Source organism: Sphaerimonospora thailandensis (assembly GCF_016863115.1).
Taxonomy (GTDB): Bacteria; Actinomycetota; Actinomycetes; order Streptosporangiales; family Streptosporangiaceae; genus Sphaerimonospora; species Sphaerimonospora cavernae.
Genome location: NZ_BOOG01000003.1, coordinates 12,723 through 29,790 on the forward strand (window position 1 = coordinate 12,723; position 17,068 = coordinate 29,790).

The 17,068-nt window shown below is 70.7% G+C and carries 15 protein-coding genes; 7 read left to right on the forward strand and 8 right to left on the reverse strand.

Translation table 11 applies throughout. The annotated features are described in order from the left end of the window. Positions 1 to 11 precede the first annotated feature (11 nt). On the forward strand, positions 12 to 1,130 hold the full coding sequence (locus Mth01_RS00605) for an acyl-CoA dehydrogenase family protein (protein ID WP_204009891.1): 1,119 nt from the start codon (positions 12 to 14) through the stop codon (positions 1,128 to 1,130). A gap of 76 nt (positions 1,131 to 1,206) precedes the next feature. Continuing rightward, positions 1,207 to 1,989: a glucose 1-dehydrogenase gene (locus Mth01_RS00610; RefSeq protein WP_204009654.1), complete on the forward strand. Its 783-nt coding sequence runs from the start codon at positions 1,207 to 1,209 to the stop codon at positions 1,987 to 1,989. Here Mth01_RS00610 and Mth01_RS00615 read toward each other — a convergent pair. Next, positions 1,984 to 2,547: a YceI family protein gene (locus Mth01_RS00615; protein WP_204009656.1), complete on the reverse strand. Its 564-nt coding sequence runs from the start codon at positions 2,545 to 2,547 to the stop codon at positions 1,984 to 1,986. The two genes, Mth01_RS00610 and Mth01_RS00615, sit on opposite strands and share 6 nt — an antisense overlap. A gap of 155 nt (positions 2,548 to 2,702) precedes the next feature. Between Mth01_RS00615 and Mth01_RS00620 the strand changes: the two genes are divergently transcribed. Together Mth01_RS00620 and Mth01_RS00625 are read left to right on the forward strand one after the other, a co-directional pair. After that, positions 2,703 to 3,053, forward strand: coding sequence for a DUF3140 domain-containing protein (locus Mth01_RS00620; RefSeq protein ID WP_204009657.1), 351 nt, complete (start codon positions 2,703 to 2,705; stop codon positions 3,051 to 3,053). Positions 3,054 to 3,450: 397 nt separating this feature from the next. Then, complete coding sequence (locus Mth01_RS00625; protein WP_204009660.1) at positions 3,451 to 3,807, forward strand: ArsC/Spx/MgsR family protein; 357 nt, start codon at positions 3,451 to 3,453, stop codon at positions 3,805 to 3,807. A 3-nt stretch (positions 3,808 to 3,810) separates the two neighbouring features. Here Mth01_RS00625 and Mth01_RS00630 read toward each other — a convergent pair whose 3' ends face one another. Further along, positions 3,811 to 4,980 (reverse strand): lactate 2-monooxygenase, encoded by a 1,170-nt coding sequence (locus Mth01_RS00630; RefSeq protein ID WP_204009662.1) that lies wholly within the window; start codon positions 4,978 to 4,980, stop codon positions 3,811 to 3,813. 350 nt (positions 4,981 to 5,330) lie between these two features. On the opposite strand from Mth01_RS00630, the gene Mth01_RS00635 reads away from it, so the two are divergent. The 3 genes from Mth01_RS00635 (at position 5,331) to Mth01_RS00645 (ending at position 8,222) form a co-directional block, all read left to right on the forward strand. Then, the gene (locus Mth01_RS00635) at positions 5,331 to 6,380 is read left to right on the forward strand and encodes a quaternary amine ABC transporter ATP-binding protein (protein WP_204009663.1); all 1,050 of its coding nucleotides are present in this window, start codon (positions 5,331 to 5,333) and stop codon (positions 6,378 to 6,380) included. After that, complete coding sequence (locus Mth01_RS00640) at positions 6,373 to 7,245, forward strand: ABC transporter permease (protein WP_239088907.1); 873 nt, start codon at positions 6,373 to 6,375, stop codon at positions 7,243 to 7,245. Before Mth01_RS00635 ends, Mth01_RS00640 begins: the two co-directional genes overlap by 8 nt. A 107-nt stretch (positions 7,246 to 7,352) precedes the next feature. Beyond that, a complete protein-coding gene (locus Mth01_RS00645) occupies positions 7,353 to 8,222 on the forward strand; it encodes a glycine betaine ABC transporter substrate-binding protein (RefSeq protein ID WP_239088909.1) in 870 nt (289 codons plus the stop codon). Positions 8,223 to 8,323: 101 nt separating this feature from the next. On the opposite strand, the gene Mth01_RS00650 is transcribed toward Mth01_RS00645, so the two are convergent. The 6 genes from Mth01_RS00650 to Mth01_RS00675 are packed head-to-tail and all read right to left on the reverse strand — an operon-like array spanning position 8,324 to position 17,018. Continuing rightward, positions 8,324 to 8,956, reverse strand: a complete 633-nt coding sequence (locus Mth01_RS00650) for a sarcosine oxidase subunit gamma (RefSeq protein WP_204009665.1) — start codon at positions 8,954 to 8,956, stop codon at positions 8,324 to 8,326. Then, positions 8,949 to 11,765 (reverse strand): 2Fe-2S iron-sulfur cluster-binding protein, encoded by a 2,817-nt coding sequence (locus tag Mth01_RS00655; RefSeq protein WP_204009666.1) that lies wholly within the window; start codon positions 11,763 to 11,765, stop codon positions 8,949 to 8,951. Before Mth01_RS00655 ends, Mth01_RS00650 begins: the two co-directional genes overlap by 8 nt. Next, positions 11,762 to 12,040 carry a sarcosine oxidase subunit delta gene (locus Mth01_RS00660; protein ID WP_204009667.1) on the reverse strand — a complete coding sequence of 93 codons (279 nt, stop codon included), beginning with the start codon at positions 12,038 to 12,040 and terminating at the stop codon, positions 11,762 to 11,764. The genes Mth01_RS00655 and Mth01_RS00660 overlap by 4 nt, the downstream gene beginning before the upstream one ends. A gap of 35 nt (positions 12,041 to 12,075) precedes the next feature. Next, on the reverse strand, positions 12,076 to 13,293 hold the full coding sequence (locus Mth01_RS00665) for a sarcosine oxidase subunit beta family protein (RefSeq protein ID WP_204009668.1): 1,218 nt from the start codon (positions 13,291 to 13,293) through the stop codon (positions 12,076 to 12,078). Then, complete coding sequence (gene glyA / locus Mth01_RS00670) at positions 13,293 to 14,561, reverse strand: serine hydroxymethyltransferase (protein WP_275408869.1); 1,269 nt, start codon at positions 14,559 to 14,561, stop codon at positions 13,293 to 13,295. Before glyA ends, Mth01_RS00665 begins: the two co-directional genes overlap by 1 nt. 24 nt (positions 14,562 to 14,585) lie before the next feature. Further along, positions 14,586 to 17,018, reverse strand: coding sequence for a GcvT family protein (locus Mth01_RS00675; RefSeq protein ID WP_204009670.1), 2,433 nt, complete (start codon positions 17,016 to 17,018; stop codon positions 14,586 to 14,588). Positions 17,019 to 17,068 lie beyond the last annotated feature (50 nt).

Below are 17,068 nucleotides of genomic sequence, written 5' to 3' on the forward strand. Positions count from 1 at the left end.
TTTTGATCAGCATGGACGAGCAGGAGGAGCTGCGCCGTACGGTGCGCGCCCTGCTGGAGCGCAACCCTCCGGCGCGGCCGGCGCCGGACGCCGAGCCCGGCTACGACGAAGCCGCGTGGGCGCTGCTCGCCGAGCAGGTGGGCGCCGCCGGCCTCGCCGTACCGGAGGAACACGGCGGAGCGGGCTGCACCCTGGCCGAGACCCACGTGGTGTGCGAGGAGCTGGGCCGGACCCTCGCCGCCGTGCCCTATCTGGGCTCGGCGGTCCTGGCCACCCAGGCGCTGCTCGCGTGCGGGGCGGTCGAGGCGCTGCCCGACCTCGCCGACGGCAGCCGCGTCGGTGCGCTGGCCTGGGCCGAGAACGGAGCTTCCGCACCGCACGGACCCTGGGATCCGGCCGCGATCGGCGCCCGCGCCGAAGCCGGCGGACCCACCGGTGTCACCCTCACCGGGGTGAAGGAGCACGTGCTCGACGGCGCCCGCGCCGATCTGTTCATCGTGCCCGCCCGGACGGAGGACGGCGATCTCGCCGTCTACGCCGTCGAGCCGTCCGCGGCGGGCGTACGGGTGGAGCCGCTGACCACGCTCGACCGGACCCGCCCCCAGGCCCGGGTGATCTTCGAAGCCGCCCCCGCGCGGCTGCTGTCCGCCGACGGGGACCGCGTCCTGGACCGGCTGCTCGCGGTGGCCGCCACCGCGCTCAGCGCCGAGCAGCTCGGCGGCGCGCAGCGCTGCCTGGAGATCACACTCGACTACGTCAGGACGCGGGAGCAGTTCGGCAGGCCGATCGGCTCGTTCCAGGCGATCAAGCACCGGCTGGCGGACCTCTACGTGCTCGTGGAGTCCGCCCGGTCGCTCAGCTACGACGCCGCACGCGCGCTCGCCGAGGACGCGCCCGACGCCGGTGTACGCGCCACGACCGCGCAGGCGTACTGCGCGGAGGCGTTCTCGACCGTGGCGGCCGAGACCATCCAGCTCCACGGCGGCATCGGATTCACCTGGGAGCACGACGCCCACCTGTACTTCAAGCGTGCCCACTCCGCCGCCCAGCTGTTCGGCGACGCCGCCTGGCAGCGCGCCCGCCTCGCCCCGGCCGTGCTGGGCACCGTACCGGCTGGGGCGTCGGCTTGACGCGTCGTTTCGAGGCATCGCGCTGAGGCGTCAGCAGGTTCCAATCAGCAGGCAATCGAACAGTCAGGGAAGCAAGATGTCCGGTCTGCAGGACAAGGTAGTCATCGTGACCGGCGGCGCACGCGGCATCGGAGCCGCGGCGGCCGCCCGCATGGCCCGAGACGGCGCGAAGGTGGTGATCGCTGATCTCCTGGAGGAGGACGGCCGTAAGACCGCCGACGCTCTCGGCGGGCTGTTCGTCCAGCACGACGTGACCAGCGAGGCCGGCTGGGCCTCGGTCGTCGAGACTGTGACAGGCGCCTACGGCAGGATCGACGGCCTGGTCAACAATGCCGGGGTCGCCTGCAACAGCCTGATCGAGAACGAGAGCCTCGAATACTTCGAACGGGTGCTCAAGATTAACCTGACCGGCGTCTTCCTCGGGATCAAGGCCGTCATCGAGCCGATGAAGGCGGCCGGCGGCGGCTCGATCGTCAACATCTCGTCGGCGGCGGGCCTGACCGCCCTGCCGTTCACGTCTGCTTACGGGGCCTCCAAATGGGGCGTGCGCGGCCTCACGAAGATCGCATCCGTCGAGCTCGGCCGCTACCGCATCCGGGTCAACTCGATTCATCCCGGCATGACCTACACGCCGATGACCGCCGAGGTCACCCAGCTGGGAGAGGGCCTGTTCCCTCTCGCCGCCCTCGGCCGCGTCGGCGTGCCGGAGGAGATCGGCGAGGCGATCTCCTTCCTCATCTCCGCCGACTCGTCGTACGTGACCGGCGCGGAACTGGCCGTCGACGGCGGCTGGACGGCAGGCGAGAACGTCATGCTGGCCCAGGTCGAAGCCCAGAACGCCGAGGCCCAGTCCTCATGACGTCGAGGGCTCAGCGGCCAGTCCGACGTCGAACCGCACCTCGACGTCGTCGCTGAGCTTGAGCGCGCCGAAGAACGCCGAATAGGGCTTGATCCCCCATCGGCTCTGGGTGATCGTCGCCGTCCCCTGGACCCGGCCGTCGGCGAACCGGCAGTCCAGGGTCACCGGACGGGTCACCCCGACCATCGTGAGATCGCCTTCCACCCGGAACGACTCCGGAGCACCGTCGAAGCGGGTCGACCGGAAGGCGATCGTCGGGTGCTCCCCGGTGTGGAGGACCTTCTCCCGGATGTTCTTCTCGATCTCCCGGCGGTCGGAGTCGGTGAGCGGTTTCACGCCCCCGGTGCCCTCCCGGACCTCGAGCGAGCCGGCCTCGGCCTGCACCGTCAGCGAGGAGGCCGCCGGGTCGCCGGCGTCGACCACGGCCTCCCCGTCCCAGCGCGTGACCTCGATGACGAGGTCGTGACCGGCCTTGGCGCCCAGCCCCGTCCGGCTCGTCCTGACGAGGAGCCGGCCGGACTGCGGCCCCAGGTGATATGTCCCGTCGGCGACATCCATATTCCCAGGTTAACCCCGGCCTCACGTCTCACTCAGCGGGACCGGGCCCGGGCCGGCCTGGCCGTACTCTCCGCGCTGCCCGCAGCGGGTTTGCCGGTGAGCGGTCCGGGTATGGCGGCGGGTTGATCCGCCGTCGCATCCGGAGGAGGGCCCCGATGTCCGATCGATTCGACCGTGATCTGGAGCGGCTCTGGCAGGAGTTCCACGGGGTGGTGAACATGACCTCGGAGGAGCTGCGCACCTGGCTGCTCACCCATTCCTCGGGCGAGGAGGGCTTCGGGGCCGACCCGGATCTGAATCTGCCCGGCCTGGGCCGGGGTGTGCTGCACGTGCTGGGCAAGCGCAAGGTCGATCTCACCGATGACGATCTCGACGTCATGCGGAGGGTGATCCGCTATGTCCGGGACCACCAGGCCGAGCCTCGCTCCGTCGAGGACGCGGAGTGGCGGCACGCCATGATGACCGTGGGCCACGATCCTCTGCAGCCCGCCACCAGACAGGCCTGATCCCCTCATAGGCCACGCCCCCGTGATCCCCCCAACCCCCGTGATCCCCCCAACCCGCCGTGATCTTGCGAATACTCGCACGCAGGTGCCGCGAGCAGGCACTTCACACTTCGTGATCTTGCAGTTTCTCGCAACCCCTCCCTCCCACCAGCGAAAACATCCTTCATGATCTTGCATCTCGCGCCCAACTGCAAGATCACGAAACGCGTAAGGGCACGTCAGGAGGCCTGCTTGCGAGCATCTGCAAGATCACGAGACTGATCTGAGCAGGTCAAGGGGCTTCTTTGCGAGAATTCGCAAGATCACGGGAGTGTGCCGGGCGGCTGTGGTGCTCGTGTTGGCCGTGTTGGTCTCCACCCTGGGCCTCGGGGGCGGCGGCTGAGGAGACAATGGACGTATGGAGATCTGGATCAACCCGGCCTGTTCGAAGTGCCGGTCCGCGCTGACGCTCCTGGACGCCGAGGGCGCGAACTACACCATTCGGTACTACCTGGAGGAGCCGCCGAGCGTCCAGGAGATCGAGGACGCGCTGGACCGGCTCAAGCTGGAGCCCTGGGACATCACCCGTCTCGGCGAGCCACCGGCGGTCGATCTCGACATGGCGTCGTGGCCGCGCGAGCAGGCGGACCGCGCGCGGTGGATCGAGACCCTGGCCGCGCACCCCTCCCTGATCCAACGACCGATCATCACGGCCGACGACGGGACGGCGGTGGTCGGCCGCTCTCCCGAGGCGGTACGGTCCGTTCTCCCGTAATGCTCAGGCCGAAGCGAGCAACTCGGGGGTGATCTCGGCCGGGCAGGTGACGCCGACCAGTGCCATCGCGATCTCCAACTCGGCCAGCAGGCAGCGGATCACGTGCCGCACCCCGGCCTCTCCCGCCAGGCCGAGGCCGTAGGCGTACGGACGGCCCAGCATGACGGCCTTCGCACCCAGCGCAAGCGCCTTGATCACGTCGGTGCCCGTGCGTATGCCACTGTCGAACAGCACGGTGATCCGGTCTCCGACGGCCGCGGCCACCCTGGGCAGCGCGTCGAGCGAGCCGATCGCGCCGTCGACCTGCCTGCCGCCGTGGTTGGACACGACGACGCCGTCCATACCCGCGTCCACGGCCCGCCGCGCGTCGTCCGGATGCTGGATGCCCTTGAGCACGATCGGCCCGTCCCAGTGCTCACGCAGGAAATCCAGGTCGTCCCAGGTGAGCGAGGGATCGCCGAACGTGCCGGCCCAGCGCATGATGGCGGCCTCCCGGTCGGCTCCGTCGCCATCGAACGGGCTGCCGACGGCCCGCTGGAACGCCGGGTCGGTGAAGTAGTTGGTCACGCCGATGCCGCGCAGGAACGGCAGGTACGCCAGATCGAGGTCGCGTGGCCGCCAGCCGAGTGTGTGCGTGTCCAGCGTGACGACGAGCGTCGTATACCCGGCGGCGGACGCCCGCGTCAGGAAGCTCAACACCACGTCCCGATCACTCGACCAGTAGAGCTGGAACCACCGAAGGCCGCCGGCGTTCGCCTCGGCGGCCTGCTCCATGGAGTGGGAGGCCGCCGTGCTCACCACGAGCGGCACGCCCAGGTCCGCGGCGGCACGTGCCACGGCGAGGTCCCCGTCGGGATGCATGATCGCCAGGACGCCGATCGGCGCGAGCAGCACCGGGACCGGCAACGTCTGCCCGAAAAGCCGCACCGACAGGTCCCGTACGGCGACGTCGCGCAGCATGCGCGGCACGAGCCGCCTGCGCTCGAACGCCTCCCGGTTCGCGCGGGCCGTCGACTCGGTGCCCGCCGCCCCCGCCACGTAGCCGTACGCGGCCGGGGCGATCCGCTCCCCCGCGAGCCGCTCCAGCACGGTGAGGTCGGTGGGCAACTCCGGTCGCACGTCGCCCAACCCGTTCAGGTAGATCTCGTTCTGGAAGTCAGCCGGCGAACTCATCCCCGGTTCATTCCCCATGCGTCAGCTGAGATGACCCGGCGAATCCGGGCAGAGCATGCCGTGTGTCCCGCGGGTGGACCGCTCCACCTCCACGACATGCCTATATACACGAAGACAGCGAAAAATCAACATGGAATTTATTTCTGTGATATAGGTCACACACCGAAGCGAGCTCTGGACCGACGCACCTATCACCTCCAGGTCACGGCGGTCTTTGCCTCCCCGCCACCGTCTCGTGACCCCCGGCTCTGGGACGCCCCTGGCACGTCAAGCTCCTCTGACTATCCTCGAAATCTCGGCCCGAACCGATTTCACTCAGGGGAGGACACGCCGCAAGGCGCAACAACCACGTGCCAGAAATACGCGCCGAGGGAGTCAGCAAGATTTTCTCGAGGAAACCCGGACAGGTCGCTCGCCTGATCTTCACAGGGGCTTCCGCCGAGGACATCCGAGCCGCCGGAGCCACGCCTGCCGTGCTCGATGCCACGTTCGATGTGCAACCAGGAGAGATATTCGTCATCATGGGGCTTTCCGGGTCCGGAAAGTCCACTCTGCTCCGGATGTTAAACGGCCTGTGCACTCCCACATCGGGCCGTGTCCATGTCTCCGGGGAAGAGATCACCTCACTGGGAGCCAAGAAGCTGCGCAACCTCCGGCAGCGCGCGGTGAGCATGGTCTTCCAGAACTTCGCCCTGTTCCCCCACCGCAGCGTGGTGGAGAACGCGGCCTACGCCCTGGAGGCGCGCGGAGTCCCGAAGGCGGAGCGGCTGGCCAAGGCCCGCGAGTTTCTCGGCCTGGTCGGCCTGACGGACTGGGCGGACCGCCTGCCGGGCGAGCTGTCCGGCGGGATGCGCCAGCGGGTCGGCCTGGCCCGCGCGCTGGCCGCCGAGACCGGCATCCTGCTGATGGACGAGGCGTTCAGCGCCCTGGACCCGCTGATCCGCCGCGACATGCAGGACCAGCTGCTGAGCCTCCAGCGGAGTCTGGACAAGACCATCGTGTTCATCACCCACGACCTGGCGGAGGCCATGCGCATCGGCGATCGCATCGCCGTGATGCGGGAGGGGCGGATCGTGCAGATCGGCACCCCACAGGAGATCCTCACCGACCCCGCCGACGACTATGTCGCCCGGTTCGTGCGGGACGTCGACCGAAGTGCGGTCCTCACCGCGCAGGCCATCATGCTCCCGCCCGGTGAGGCACTGACCCTGGACAAGGAGACCACCGTATCCGCCCGGGCCCCACTCGCGGAGCTGCTCGTCCCCGCCGCGCAGAGCCCGGTCCCGCTGGCCGTCGTGGGCGACGGCGGCGAGCTGCTCGGCGTGATCCCCCGGGAGACGCTGCTCAACGCGCTCGCGGGGTGCCAGACCGGACAAGAGCGAGAGGTGTCCCTTGGCTGACGACTGGCTTCCCCGGATCCCAGTGGGCGACGCGTTCGAGAGCGGCGTGGACTGGCTGACCGAGAATCTCGCGCCCGTGTTCGACTGGGTGGAGAAGGTCCTCGACAGCGGGGTTTCGGCCTTGGTCTGGCTACTCCTCGCTCCGCCCACTCTGGTCACGATCGCCGCGATGGCGGGCCTCGGCTGGTGGCTGCGCGGCTGGCGGTTCGGCCTGATCTCACTGGTCATGCTGGTGCTGATCGACTCCATGGGCCAATGGGAGGCGGCGATGTCCAGCCTGGCGCTGGTCCTGGCGGCCAGCCTGGTGACCGGGGTGATCGCATTCCCCCTCGGCGTGCTGACCGCCAGGAACGACACCTTCAGCACGATCGTCCGGCCGATACTCGACTTCATGCAGACGATGCCGGCCTTCGTCTACCTGATCCCCGCCGTGATGCTGTTCAGCATCGGGGTCGTACCCGGCATCGTCGCCACGATCATCTTCGCCATGCCGCCCGGCGTGCGCCTGACCGAACTCGGCATCCGGCAGGTGAACCCCGAGATGGTGGAGGCCGGCGACGCCTTCGGCGCGCCACCCCGGCAGGTGCTGAGCCGGGTGCAGATTCCCCTCGCGATGCCGTCCATCATGGCCGGGGTCAACCAGGTCATCATGCTCGCCCTGTCGATGGTGGTCATCGCCGGAATGGTCGGTGCGGGCGGACTCGGCGGAGTCGTCTACGAGGGCATCACCCGGCTGAATATCGCCAGCGGCTTCGAGGGCGGCCTCGCCGTGGTCATCCTCGCCATCTACCTCGACCGCGTGACCGCCGGTCTGGGCGCCCGCTCCGCCGTTGCTCGCGCGGAGAAGGCCGCCCAGCACGCCTGAACGCGTCACCCGCAGGAGCAGTATCAATAGGAAGGACCCCCACTGTGCGAACCGTCAGAGGCCCCCGACGCCTCCTGACCATAATCGCTGCCACCGTTTCCCTCGCGGTGCTCGCCACAGCGTGTGGCAACGGCGGTGAGTCGACCGAAGCCGCCTCGACGGGCGACAGCACTCCCACCGCCGCCGCCAAGAAGTCCATCACGATCGGGTGGATCCCCTGGGACGAGGACATCGTCGTCACCCACCTCTGGAAGAAGATCCTCGAGACCAAGGGCTACGAGGTCAAGTTGGTCAACCCCGACGTGGCGCCGCTCTACGCCGGCCTGGCCAAGGGCGACATCGACCTGTTCTTCGACTCCTGGCAGCCCATCACCCACGCCGACTACATGGAGAAGTACGGCGACAAGCTGGAGGACCTGCAGGTCTGGTACGACAACGCCAAGCTCACCCTGGCGGTGCCCGACTACATGTCGGACGTCAAGACCATCGGGGACCTCAAGTCCAAGGCCGGTGAACTGGACGGGAAGATCGTGGGCATCGAGCCGGGCGCCGGTCTGACCCGGGTCACCGAGAAGGAGGCCATGCCCGGCTACGGGCTGGACGGCGACTTCAAGCTGCTGAAGTCGTCCACCGCGGCGATGCTGGCCGAGCTGAAGAAGGCCACCGACGCCAAGAAGCCGATCGCGGTCACCCTGTGGCGTCCGCACTGGGCCTATGCCAAGTTCCCGGTCCGGGACCTCGAAGACCCCAAGGGCCTGATGGGGGCGGCCGAGGAGATCCACGCGATCGGCCCCAAGGGCTTCAGCACCGACTTCCCCGAAGTGGCCGGCTGGCTGAAGAAGTTCACCCTGACCGACGAGCAGCTCGGCACCCTGGAGGACGTGATCCTCAACACCCACAAGGAGGGTGAGGAGGAGAAGGCCGTGGACGAGTGGCTGAGCGCCAACCCGGACTTCATCACCTCGATCACCGGCTGATCTGCCGTTTCCCCGCCCGTCCCGGCCCCGAAAGCGACCGGGACGGGCGGCCTTCAGCGGTGATCACCCGCTTGCCGTGACGATCGATCGCCGACTTCGGGTCAGGTGACGTATTCGGCGGCGGCGTCGAGGAGCCATTCGGCGACGTAGCCGGCGAAGGAAGAGCGGCACAGCACCCAGAACTCGTCGGTCTCCCGGGCGACGAGCACGACCTGGGCACGCGCCAGCAGCGTCTGCGCGCACCGGCCGGGGCCGAAGACCCTGGGATGCAGGTCGAGCGCGCAGCCGTGGGCCAGCACGTCACGTGCCCGCGCTCCTGCGAGCACCAGCGTCGTCCGCTGTGCCGAGACGTCCACGACGGAGACGTGACCGTCCGCCGATCCCGCCGCCTCCACCAACCGATCACGCAGCCCCGCGCCGCCGGCCCCAATCTCGGCCTCGCCCTCGTCCGGCCCGAGGACGAGCCACTCGTCGGGGCCGAGCCACAGCACGGTCAGGTCCCCGGACCGTACGGCGCTGCCCGGCTCGACGGGCAGTGTGGTGCCGAGCGCACGGCCGATCCGCTCGGCCGCGGGGCTCTTGGCGTCCACCCGGAGGTTGAGCTGCGTCAGGAAGGGGATCTCGGCCAGGCGCAGCGCCCCGCCCGCGCTCGCCGTCTCGAACCGGGCCGCGAAGCCGGCCAGCGGACTCCTGCGGTCGGCGCTCCTGCGGTCGGCGTTCCTGCGCTCAGCCATCGCGGCGTGCTCCTTCCGGGTCGTACAGAACGTGATGGGTGACCGTCACCGGGATCATCTCCTCCCCCATCGCCGCATGCAGCCGCTCGCCGACGCGCTCGCGCCCGCCGCTGATCAGCGCGAGCGCGAAGGTCCGTCCGAGGGCGGCGCTCCGGTAGCCGGAGGTGACGTGGCCGAGCGCCCGGGTGCCGCCCGGCTCCACCAGGTGAACGCCCTCGGGCAGCAGCCGCCCGGTGTCCTCCGGCAGCAGCCCGACGAGCTGCTTGCGATCCGGCCGCACGGTGTCGGCCCGGCTGAAGGACCGCTTGCCGATGAAGTCGGCCTTCTTCTTCGACACCACCCAGGCCATGCCGAGGTCCTGCGGGGTGACGGTGCCGTCGGTGTCCTGCCCGATGATGGGATATCCCTTCTCCGCACGCAGGACGTGCATGGTCTCCGTCCCGTACGGCGTGACGCCCGCGGCGTTGACCGCCTCCCACAGCGCGAGGCCGTACCAGGAGCGCACGTTGATCTCGTAGGCGAGCTCGCCGGAGAAGCTGATCCGGCACACCCGCGCGGGGATGCCGGCGACCTCGGCGTCGCGCCAGGTCATGAACGGGAAGCTCGCGTTGCCCACGTCGAGGCCCGGTGCGAGACCGGCGAGGACCTCGCGCGAGCGCGGCCCGACGAGCGCCACCGTCGCCCACTGCTCGGTGACCGACGTGCAGTGCACCCGCAGCGAGGGCCACTCGGTCTGCAGCCACTCCTCCATCCAGTCGAGGACGGCCGCCGCGTTGCCGGTGGTCGTGGTGGCGAGGAAGTGGTCCTCGGCCAGGCGGATGACCGTGCCGTCGTCGAAGACCATTCCGTCGGGGCGGCACATCACGCCGTACCGGATCGAGCCGACGGGCAGCGTGCTCATCATGTTCGTGTAGAGCCGGTCGAGGAGCTCGGCGGCGTCCGGCCCGATCACGTCGATCTTGCCGAGCGTCGAGGCGTCCATCATCGCCACGTCCTCGCGGGCCGCCCGGCACTCGCGCAGCACCGCGGCCGTCATGTCCTCCCCGTCCAACGGGTAGTACCACGGCCGCTTCCACTGCCCGACGTTCTCCAGCGGCGCGCCGCGGGCCACGTGCCAGTCGTGCATGGCGGTGACACGCACCGGGTCGTGCAGATGTCCCCGGTCGCGCCCGGCCAGCGCCGCGAAGGAGACCGGCGCGTACGGCGCGCGGAAGGTCGTCACGCCGAGGTCGGCCACGTCCAGGCCCAGGGCGTGCGCGGTGATCGCGCTGGTCAGCAGTCCGGAGGTCCGGCCCTGGTCGTGGGCCGTCCCGGCGGTGGTGTACCGCTTGACGTGCTCGACCGAGCGCAGCCCGGCCCCGGTCGCACGCAGCACGTCGGCGACGGTCACGTCCCGCTGCAGGTCGACGAAGTGCTCGCGGTAATCGTCGCCGTCACCGTCGGCGGCGGGCACCAGCCACAGGTGCCGCGCGGGCGCCGCCGCGGGCTCGTCCTCGACCGCCGGCGGCGGCGCCTGGTCCGGTACGGCGAAGCCCGCCGCGGCGAGCGCCCGCCGACCGGCCTCGGCGCCGTCGCGCAGGCAGCCGGACAGGGTCGGTACGCCCCGGGCCGACCCGGCGACCTCCACCGCCAGGCGGACGTCGCGAGCCTGAGTGTCACCGGGCACGAACGCGCCGATCTCCTCGTCGAACCGCAGCGTGCCGCCCGCCTGGCTGAACAGGTGGACGACCGGAGTCCAGCCGCCGGAGACGAGCAGCAGGTCGGCGGGCACGTCCCGGGCCTGCCCACCGTCCTCCGGCGCGACCACGACGGAGGAGAGCTCACCCGCTCCCCGAGCGGCGGTCACCACATGTCCGGTGAGCACGTCGATGCCGCGCTCGGCGCACCGGCGCGCCCACTCCTCGCCCGGCGCCTGCCGCACGTCGACGATCGCGGCGATCTCGATCCCGGCCGCGGCCAGGTCGAGCGCGGCGGGATAGGCGGTGTCGTTGGTGGTGAGGACGACCGCGCGCCGCCCGGGCCGCACGCCGTACTGGTTGACGTAGGTGCGGGCCGCTCCGGCGAGCATGACACCGGGCAGGTCGTTCCCGGCGAAGGCCGGGAACCGCTCGTGGGCTCCGGTCGCGTGCACCACCCGCCGGGCCCGGATCCGCCAGATCCGCTCACGCGCCGTCGTGGCGGGCGCGGCGGCGCCCAGATGGTTGGTCCGCCGCTCGACCGCGACCAGGTAGTTGTCGTCGTAGTGGCCGAAGACGGTGGTGCGGCACAGCACCCGCACGTCGGCGAGGCCGTCCAGCTCGGCGGCGCGCTCGGCGGCCCAGCGGCGGCCGGGCAGACCGTCGACGGCCTCGGCGGTGCCGAGCAGGCTGCCGCCGGGCGCGGGCCGCTCGTCGGCGAGGATCACCCTGGCGCCGCCGCGGGCGGCCTCGGCGGCGGCCATCAGCCCGGCCGGTCCCGCCCCGACCACGAGCACGTCGCAGTGGGCGTGCACGGTGTCGTACCGCGCCGGGTCCGGCCGGTCGGCGAGCCGGCCCTTTCCGGGCAGGCCGGTGGCGACCAGGCCGTCACAGATCTCGACGGTCGTGGCGGGCAGCATCGGCTCGGGGAAGGGCGTCTCGATCTGGACGAGCGCGTTCGGCTCCTCACCGCCCGCCGAGAAGATCCCCCTGGGCTGGCCGAGCTGCACGCTGGTGGACACCCGCCGGACACCGTTGGCCAGCAATGCGGCCGCCAGCGTGTCTCCCCTGCGGCCCTCGTAGTCGCGGCCGTCGAAGCGGAACCGCACCACCTCACCCGGTCGCGAAGTCATGCGATCACCGGCCGGGGCTCGCCGATCCGGTAGACGGCGTGGATCTCGTTGGTCGCGGTGTCCCGTACGACGTTGAACCAGCGGCGGCAGCCCGCCGAGTGGCTCCAGCGTTCGGCGAAGCGGCCCTTGGGGTTGTCCCGGAAGAACAGGTAGCGTGCCCACTCCTCGTCGGAGAGGGCGGCCGGGTCCTCCGGATAGGCCACGTGCGCCTGACCGCCGTAGTGGAACTCGATCTCGTCACGCGGCCCGCACCAGGGGCAGGGGATCAGCAGCATTCGTACGGGCTCCTGTAGCGACGCGGCAAGCGGAATCAGTGGGCGACCGCGGCGGCGCCGTGCTCGTCGACGAGCGCCCCGGTGGTGAATCGGTCGAGGGAGAAGGGTGCGCTGAGGGGATGCGGCTCGCCGTGCGCGACCGTGTGCGCGTAGCACCAGCCGACCCCGGGGGTGGCCTTGAAGCCGCCGGTGCCCCAGCCGCAGTTGACGTACAGGTCGTCGACCGGCGTGAGCCCGACGATCGGCGAGGCGTCGGGGGTGACGTCGACGACCCCGCCCCACGTCCGCAGCACGTGAGCGCGGGCGAACACCGGGAACAGTTCCAGCGCGGCGGCCATCTGGCGTTCGATGATGTGGAACGCTCCCCGCTGGCGGTAGGAGTTGGCCGCGTCGATGCCCGCCCCCATGACCAGCTCCCCCTTGTGGGCCTGGCTGACGTAGACGTGCACCGCGTTGGACATGACCACGGTCGGGTGCACCGGCTCCAGCAGCTCCGACACCAGCGCCTGCAGCGGGTGGCTCTGCAGCGGCAGCGCCACCCCGGCCATCGCGGCGACCACCGAGGAGTGGCCGGCCGCGCACAGCGCGACCTTGCCCGCCGCGATCGGGCCACGGGTGGTCCGCACCCCGGTCACCCGGCCGTCGCGCACGTCCAGCCCGGTGACCTCGCAGTTCTCGATCAGGTCCACGCCGTACGCCGCCGCGGCGCGGGCGAACCCCCACGCCACGTAATCGTGCTTGGCGATGCCGGCCCGCGGCTGATAGGTCGCGCCGAGCACGGGATAGCGCACGTCCGGGGAGACGTCGACGATGGGGCAGAGCTCCTTGACCTGCTCCGGTTCGAGCCACTCGGCGTCCACGCCGTTCAGGCGGTTGGCGTGGACGCGCCGGACGCTGTCACGCACGTCCTGCAGGCTGTGGGCGAGGTTGAGCACGCCGCGCTGGCTGAACAGCAGCGGGTAGCCGAGATCGTCCTCCAGTCCCTCCCAGAGCTTGAGCGCGTGCTCGTAGATGCCCGCGCTCTCGTCCCACAGGTAGTTGGACCGGATGATCGTCGTGTTACGCGCCATGTTGCCGCCGGCGAGCCAGCCGCGTTCCAGCACCGCGACGTTCGTGATGCCGTGATTTTTCGCCAGATAGTAGGCGGTGGCGAGGCCGTGGCCGCCGCCGCCGACGATCACTACGTCGTACGAGCGCTTCGGCTCGGCGGCGGCCCACAGCCAGTCCGGATGATCCGGGAGATTCTCTGTCATCAGGTCAGTTCCGGGTAGAGGGGATGCTTCGCGGCGAGGGCGCCGACCCGCTCGCGCAGCGCCGCCAGGTCGGCGCCCGGCCGCAGCACCTGCGCGATCACGTCGGAGACCTCCTCGAACTCGGGCCGGGCGAACCCGCGGGTGGCCAGGGCCGGCGTGCCGATCCGCAGACCGGAGGTGACCATCGGCGGCCGCGGGTCGAACGGCACGGCGTTGCGGTTGACCGTGATGCCGGCCTCGTGCAGCCGGTCCTCGGCCTGCCTGCCGTCCAGCTCGGACTCGCGCAGGTCGACCAGCACGAGGTGGACGTCGGTCCCGCCGGTCAGCACGCGTACGCCCGCCTCGGCGACGTCGGCGACGAGCAGCCGGTCGGCGAGGACCCGCGCGCCCTCCAGCGTGCGCCGCTGACGGTCGCGGAACCACTCACTCGCCGCGATCTTGAAGGAGACGGCCTTGGCCGCGATCACATGTTCGAGCGGCCCGCCCTGCTGACCGGGGAACACCGCAGAGTTGATCTTCTTGGCCAGGTCCTCGGTCGACAGGATCACCCCGCCGCGCGGCCCGCCGAGCGTCTTGTGCGTGGTGGTGGTCACCACGTGGGCGTGCGGCACGGGCGAGGGGTGCAGCCCGGCGGCGACCAGGCCGGCGAAGTGCGCCATGTCGACCATGAGGTACGCCCCGACCTCGTCGGCGATCCGCCGGAAGGCCGCGAAGTCGAGGTGACGGGGGTAGGCCGACCAGCCCGCGATGATCATCTTGGGCCGGTGCTCGCGGGCCAGGCGGGCCACCTCGTCCATGTCGACGAGGTTGTCCTCCTGCCGGACGTGGTAGGCGACCACGTTGTACAGCCGGCCGGAGAAGTTGATCCGCATGCCGTGCGTGAGGTGGCCGCCGTGGGCCAGGTCGAGCCCGAGGATCGTGTCGCCCGGCTCCAGCAGCGCGGCCATCACCGCGGCGTTGGCCTGCGCGCCCGAGTGCGGCTGCACGTTGGCGGCCTGCGCGCCGAAGAGCTCCTTGACCCGGTCGATCGCGAGCGCCTCGACCACGTCGACGTGCTCGCAGCCGCCGTAGTAGCGCCTGCCCGGGTAGCCCTCGGCGTACTTGTTGGTGAGCACCGAGCCCTGCGCCGCCATGACCGAGACGGGGGCGAAGTTCTCCGACGCGATCATCTCCAGCGTGCCGCGCTGACGGCGCAGCTCGTCGCCGATCGCGGCGGCGACCGCGGGGTCGACCTCGGCGAGCGGGGTGTCGATCAACGATTCGTTCACCGTTTTCCAGCCTTTCGTCGCATGTTACGCACGGAGGCGCTTCATCGCCGGATCGTACAGAGGCTCCTCGGCCACGACGGCGGCCACCCTTCGATCGAAGTAGCCGATCTCCAGTGACCTGCCCGGGGTCGCGAGCTCGGCGGGCAGCCAGGCGTAGGCGATGCCCTTGCCGATCGTGTATCCGTACGCCGCGCTGGTGACGTAGCCGACGGGGGTCGCGCCGTCGTACACCGGCTCCTTCCCCATCACGACGTCGGCGGGGTCGTCGATGGTCAGGCAGGTGAGCCTGCGCCGGACGGAGGCGGCCCGCTCCTCCAGCGCGGCACGGCCGATGAAGTCACCCTTGTCCATCTTGACGGCGAAGCCGAGCCCGGCCTCGTACGGATCGTGCTCGAAGGTCATGTCGGTGCCGAAGGCACGGTACCCCTTCTCCAGCCGCAGGCTGGTGAACGCGCCCCGGCCGCCCGCGATGATCCCGTACGGCCGGCCGGCGGCCCAGAGCGTGTCCCACAGCTTGGCGCCCATGTCGGCCGTGGTGTAGAGCTCCCAGCCGAGCTCGCCGATGTACGACAGCCGCAGCGCGGTGACCGGGACGTTGCCGATGTGAGCGCGTTTGGCCCGGAAGTAGCGGAATGCCTCGTTGGAGAAGTCCGCGTCGGCGAGCGGCTGCACGAGGTCGCGGGCGAGCGGGCCCCACACGCCGACGCAGCAGGTGCCCGCCGTGACGTCGCGGATCATGACCGTGTCGTCGGCGTGGCGGCGCAGCCAGTCGAGGTCGAGGTTGCCGTTGGCGCCGACCTGGAACAGGTCGCGGCCGAGCCGGGCCACCGTGATGTCGCTGCGGATGCCGCCGTCGACGTCGAGCAGCAGGCAGTACGTCACCGAGCCGACGGACTTGTCCATGTCGCCGGTGGTCAGGCGCTGGAGGAGGGCCACCGCGCCGGGTCCGCAGACCTCGATCCGCTTCAGCGCGGTCATGTCGTAGAGGGCCACGGACTCGCGGGAGACCTGGGCCTCGGCGCCCACGATCGGCGACCAGTAGCGCGCGGCCCAGTCGTTCGGCACGGGGACGTCCCGGCCGTCGAGCAGGTGGGCGTTGGCGCCGTACCACTGCGGGCGTTCCCAGCCGGCGGCCTCCAGGAAGAAGGCGTCCAGCTCGCGCTGGCGCTGGTAGAACGGGCTGGTGCGCAGCGGCCGGGGATCCTCCATCGGCTGGAGCGGGTGGAGGATGTCGTAGACCTCGACGTAGTTCTGGCAGTCGCGGGCCAGCACGTAGTCGGGCGCGAGCTGGTGGGGCTCGAAGCGGCCCAGGTCGCAGTCATGCAGGTCGAAGGATGAGCAGTGGCCGTCGACCAGCCACTCGGCCATCGCCCGGCCGACGCCGGCCGAGTGGGTCACCCACACCGCCTCGGCGACCCAGAAACCCCTGACGTCCGGGGACTCCCCCAGCAGCGGCAGGTGGTCGGTGGTGAAGGAGAACAGCCCGTTGATGCCCTCGGCGATCTCGGCGGCGCGGGTGGCGGGCAGCAGCCGGCGCGTCTCGGTCCAGGCGTCGGCGAAGTCGTCGGGGGTGAAGGTGAGGACCGACGGCATCACCTCGGCCTCGTCGACGGACGCGATGTCGTCGGCGTCGACCGGCATGGGCCGGTGCCCGTAGTAGCCGATGCCGATCTCGCCGAAACGCTGCCGGTAGTAGAGGTCGGCGTCCTGGTGGCGCAGGATCGGCAGCGTCGCCTCGTCCGTACGGCCGGCCAGGGCCGGCACCGGGCCGGTCCAGGCGAGTTGGTGCGCGAGCGGGGTGAGCGGGAGGGGCAGCCCGACCATGCGGGCGATCCGCGGACCCCAGATGCCGGCGCAGCAGACCACGATGTCGGCGGCGATCTCACCCTGGTCGGTCACCACCCCGGTGACACGGCCGTCCTCGGTCCGGACGTCCAGCACCTCGTGCCGCTCCAGGACCCGCGCCCCCCGGGAGCGGGCCGCCCGCAGCTGCGCCTCGACCGCGTGCACGGCCCTGGCCAGGCCGTCGGTGGGGATGAGCAGGCCGCCCAGCACGACGTCGGGGTCGACGAGCGGGTGTCGCTCGGCGCACTCCTGCGGGGTCAGCAGCCGGGTCTCGATCCCCCATGCCGTGGCCCAGCCGTGGCGGCGGTGCAGTTCGGCGAGCCGCTCGGGGGTGGTCGCCACCTCCAGCCCGCCGACCTGGAGGAAGCAGGGCTCGCCGTCCAGATCGAGCGCGCTGAGCTTCTCCACCGTGTACCGGGCGAGCTCGGCCATGGTCTTCGACCCGTTGATCTGGAAGACCAGCCCGGGGGCGTGGGACGAGGATCCCCCGGTCGCGGGCACCGGGCCCTGGTCGACGACGGTGATGTCGGACCAGCCACGGGCGGACAGCTCGTCGGCGAGTGCCGCCCCGACGACGCCGGCTCCGATGATGACGACGCGGGGGTCCGTCATGCCCACCTCCGTGCTTTACCCAACGAGGTTGCGCATAATGCAACGTAATG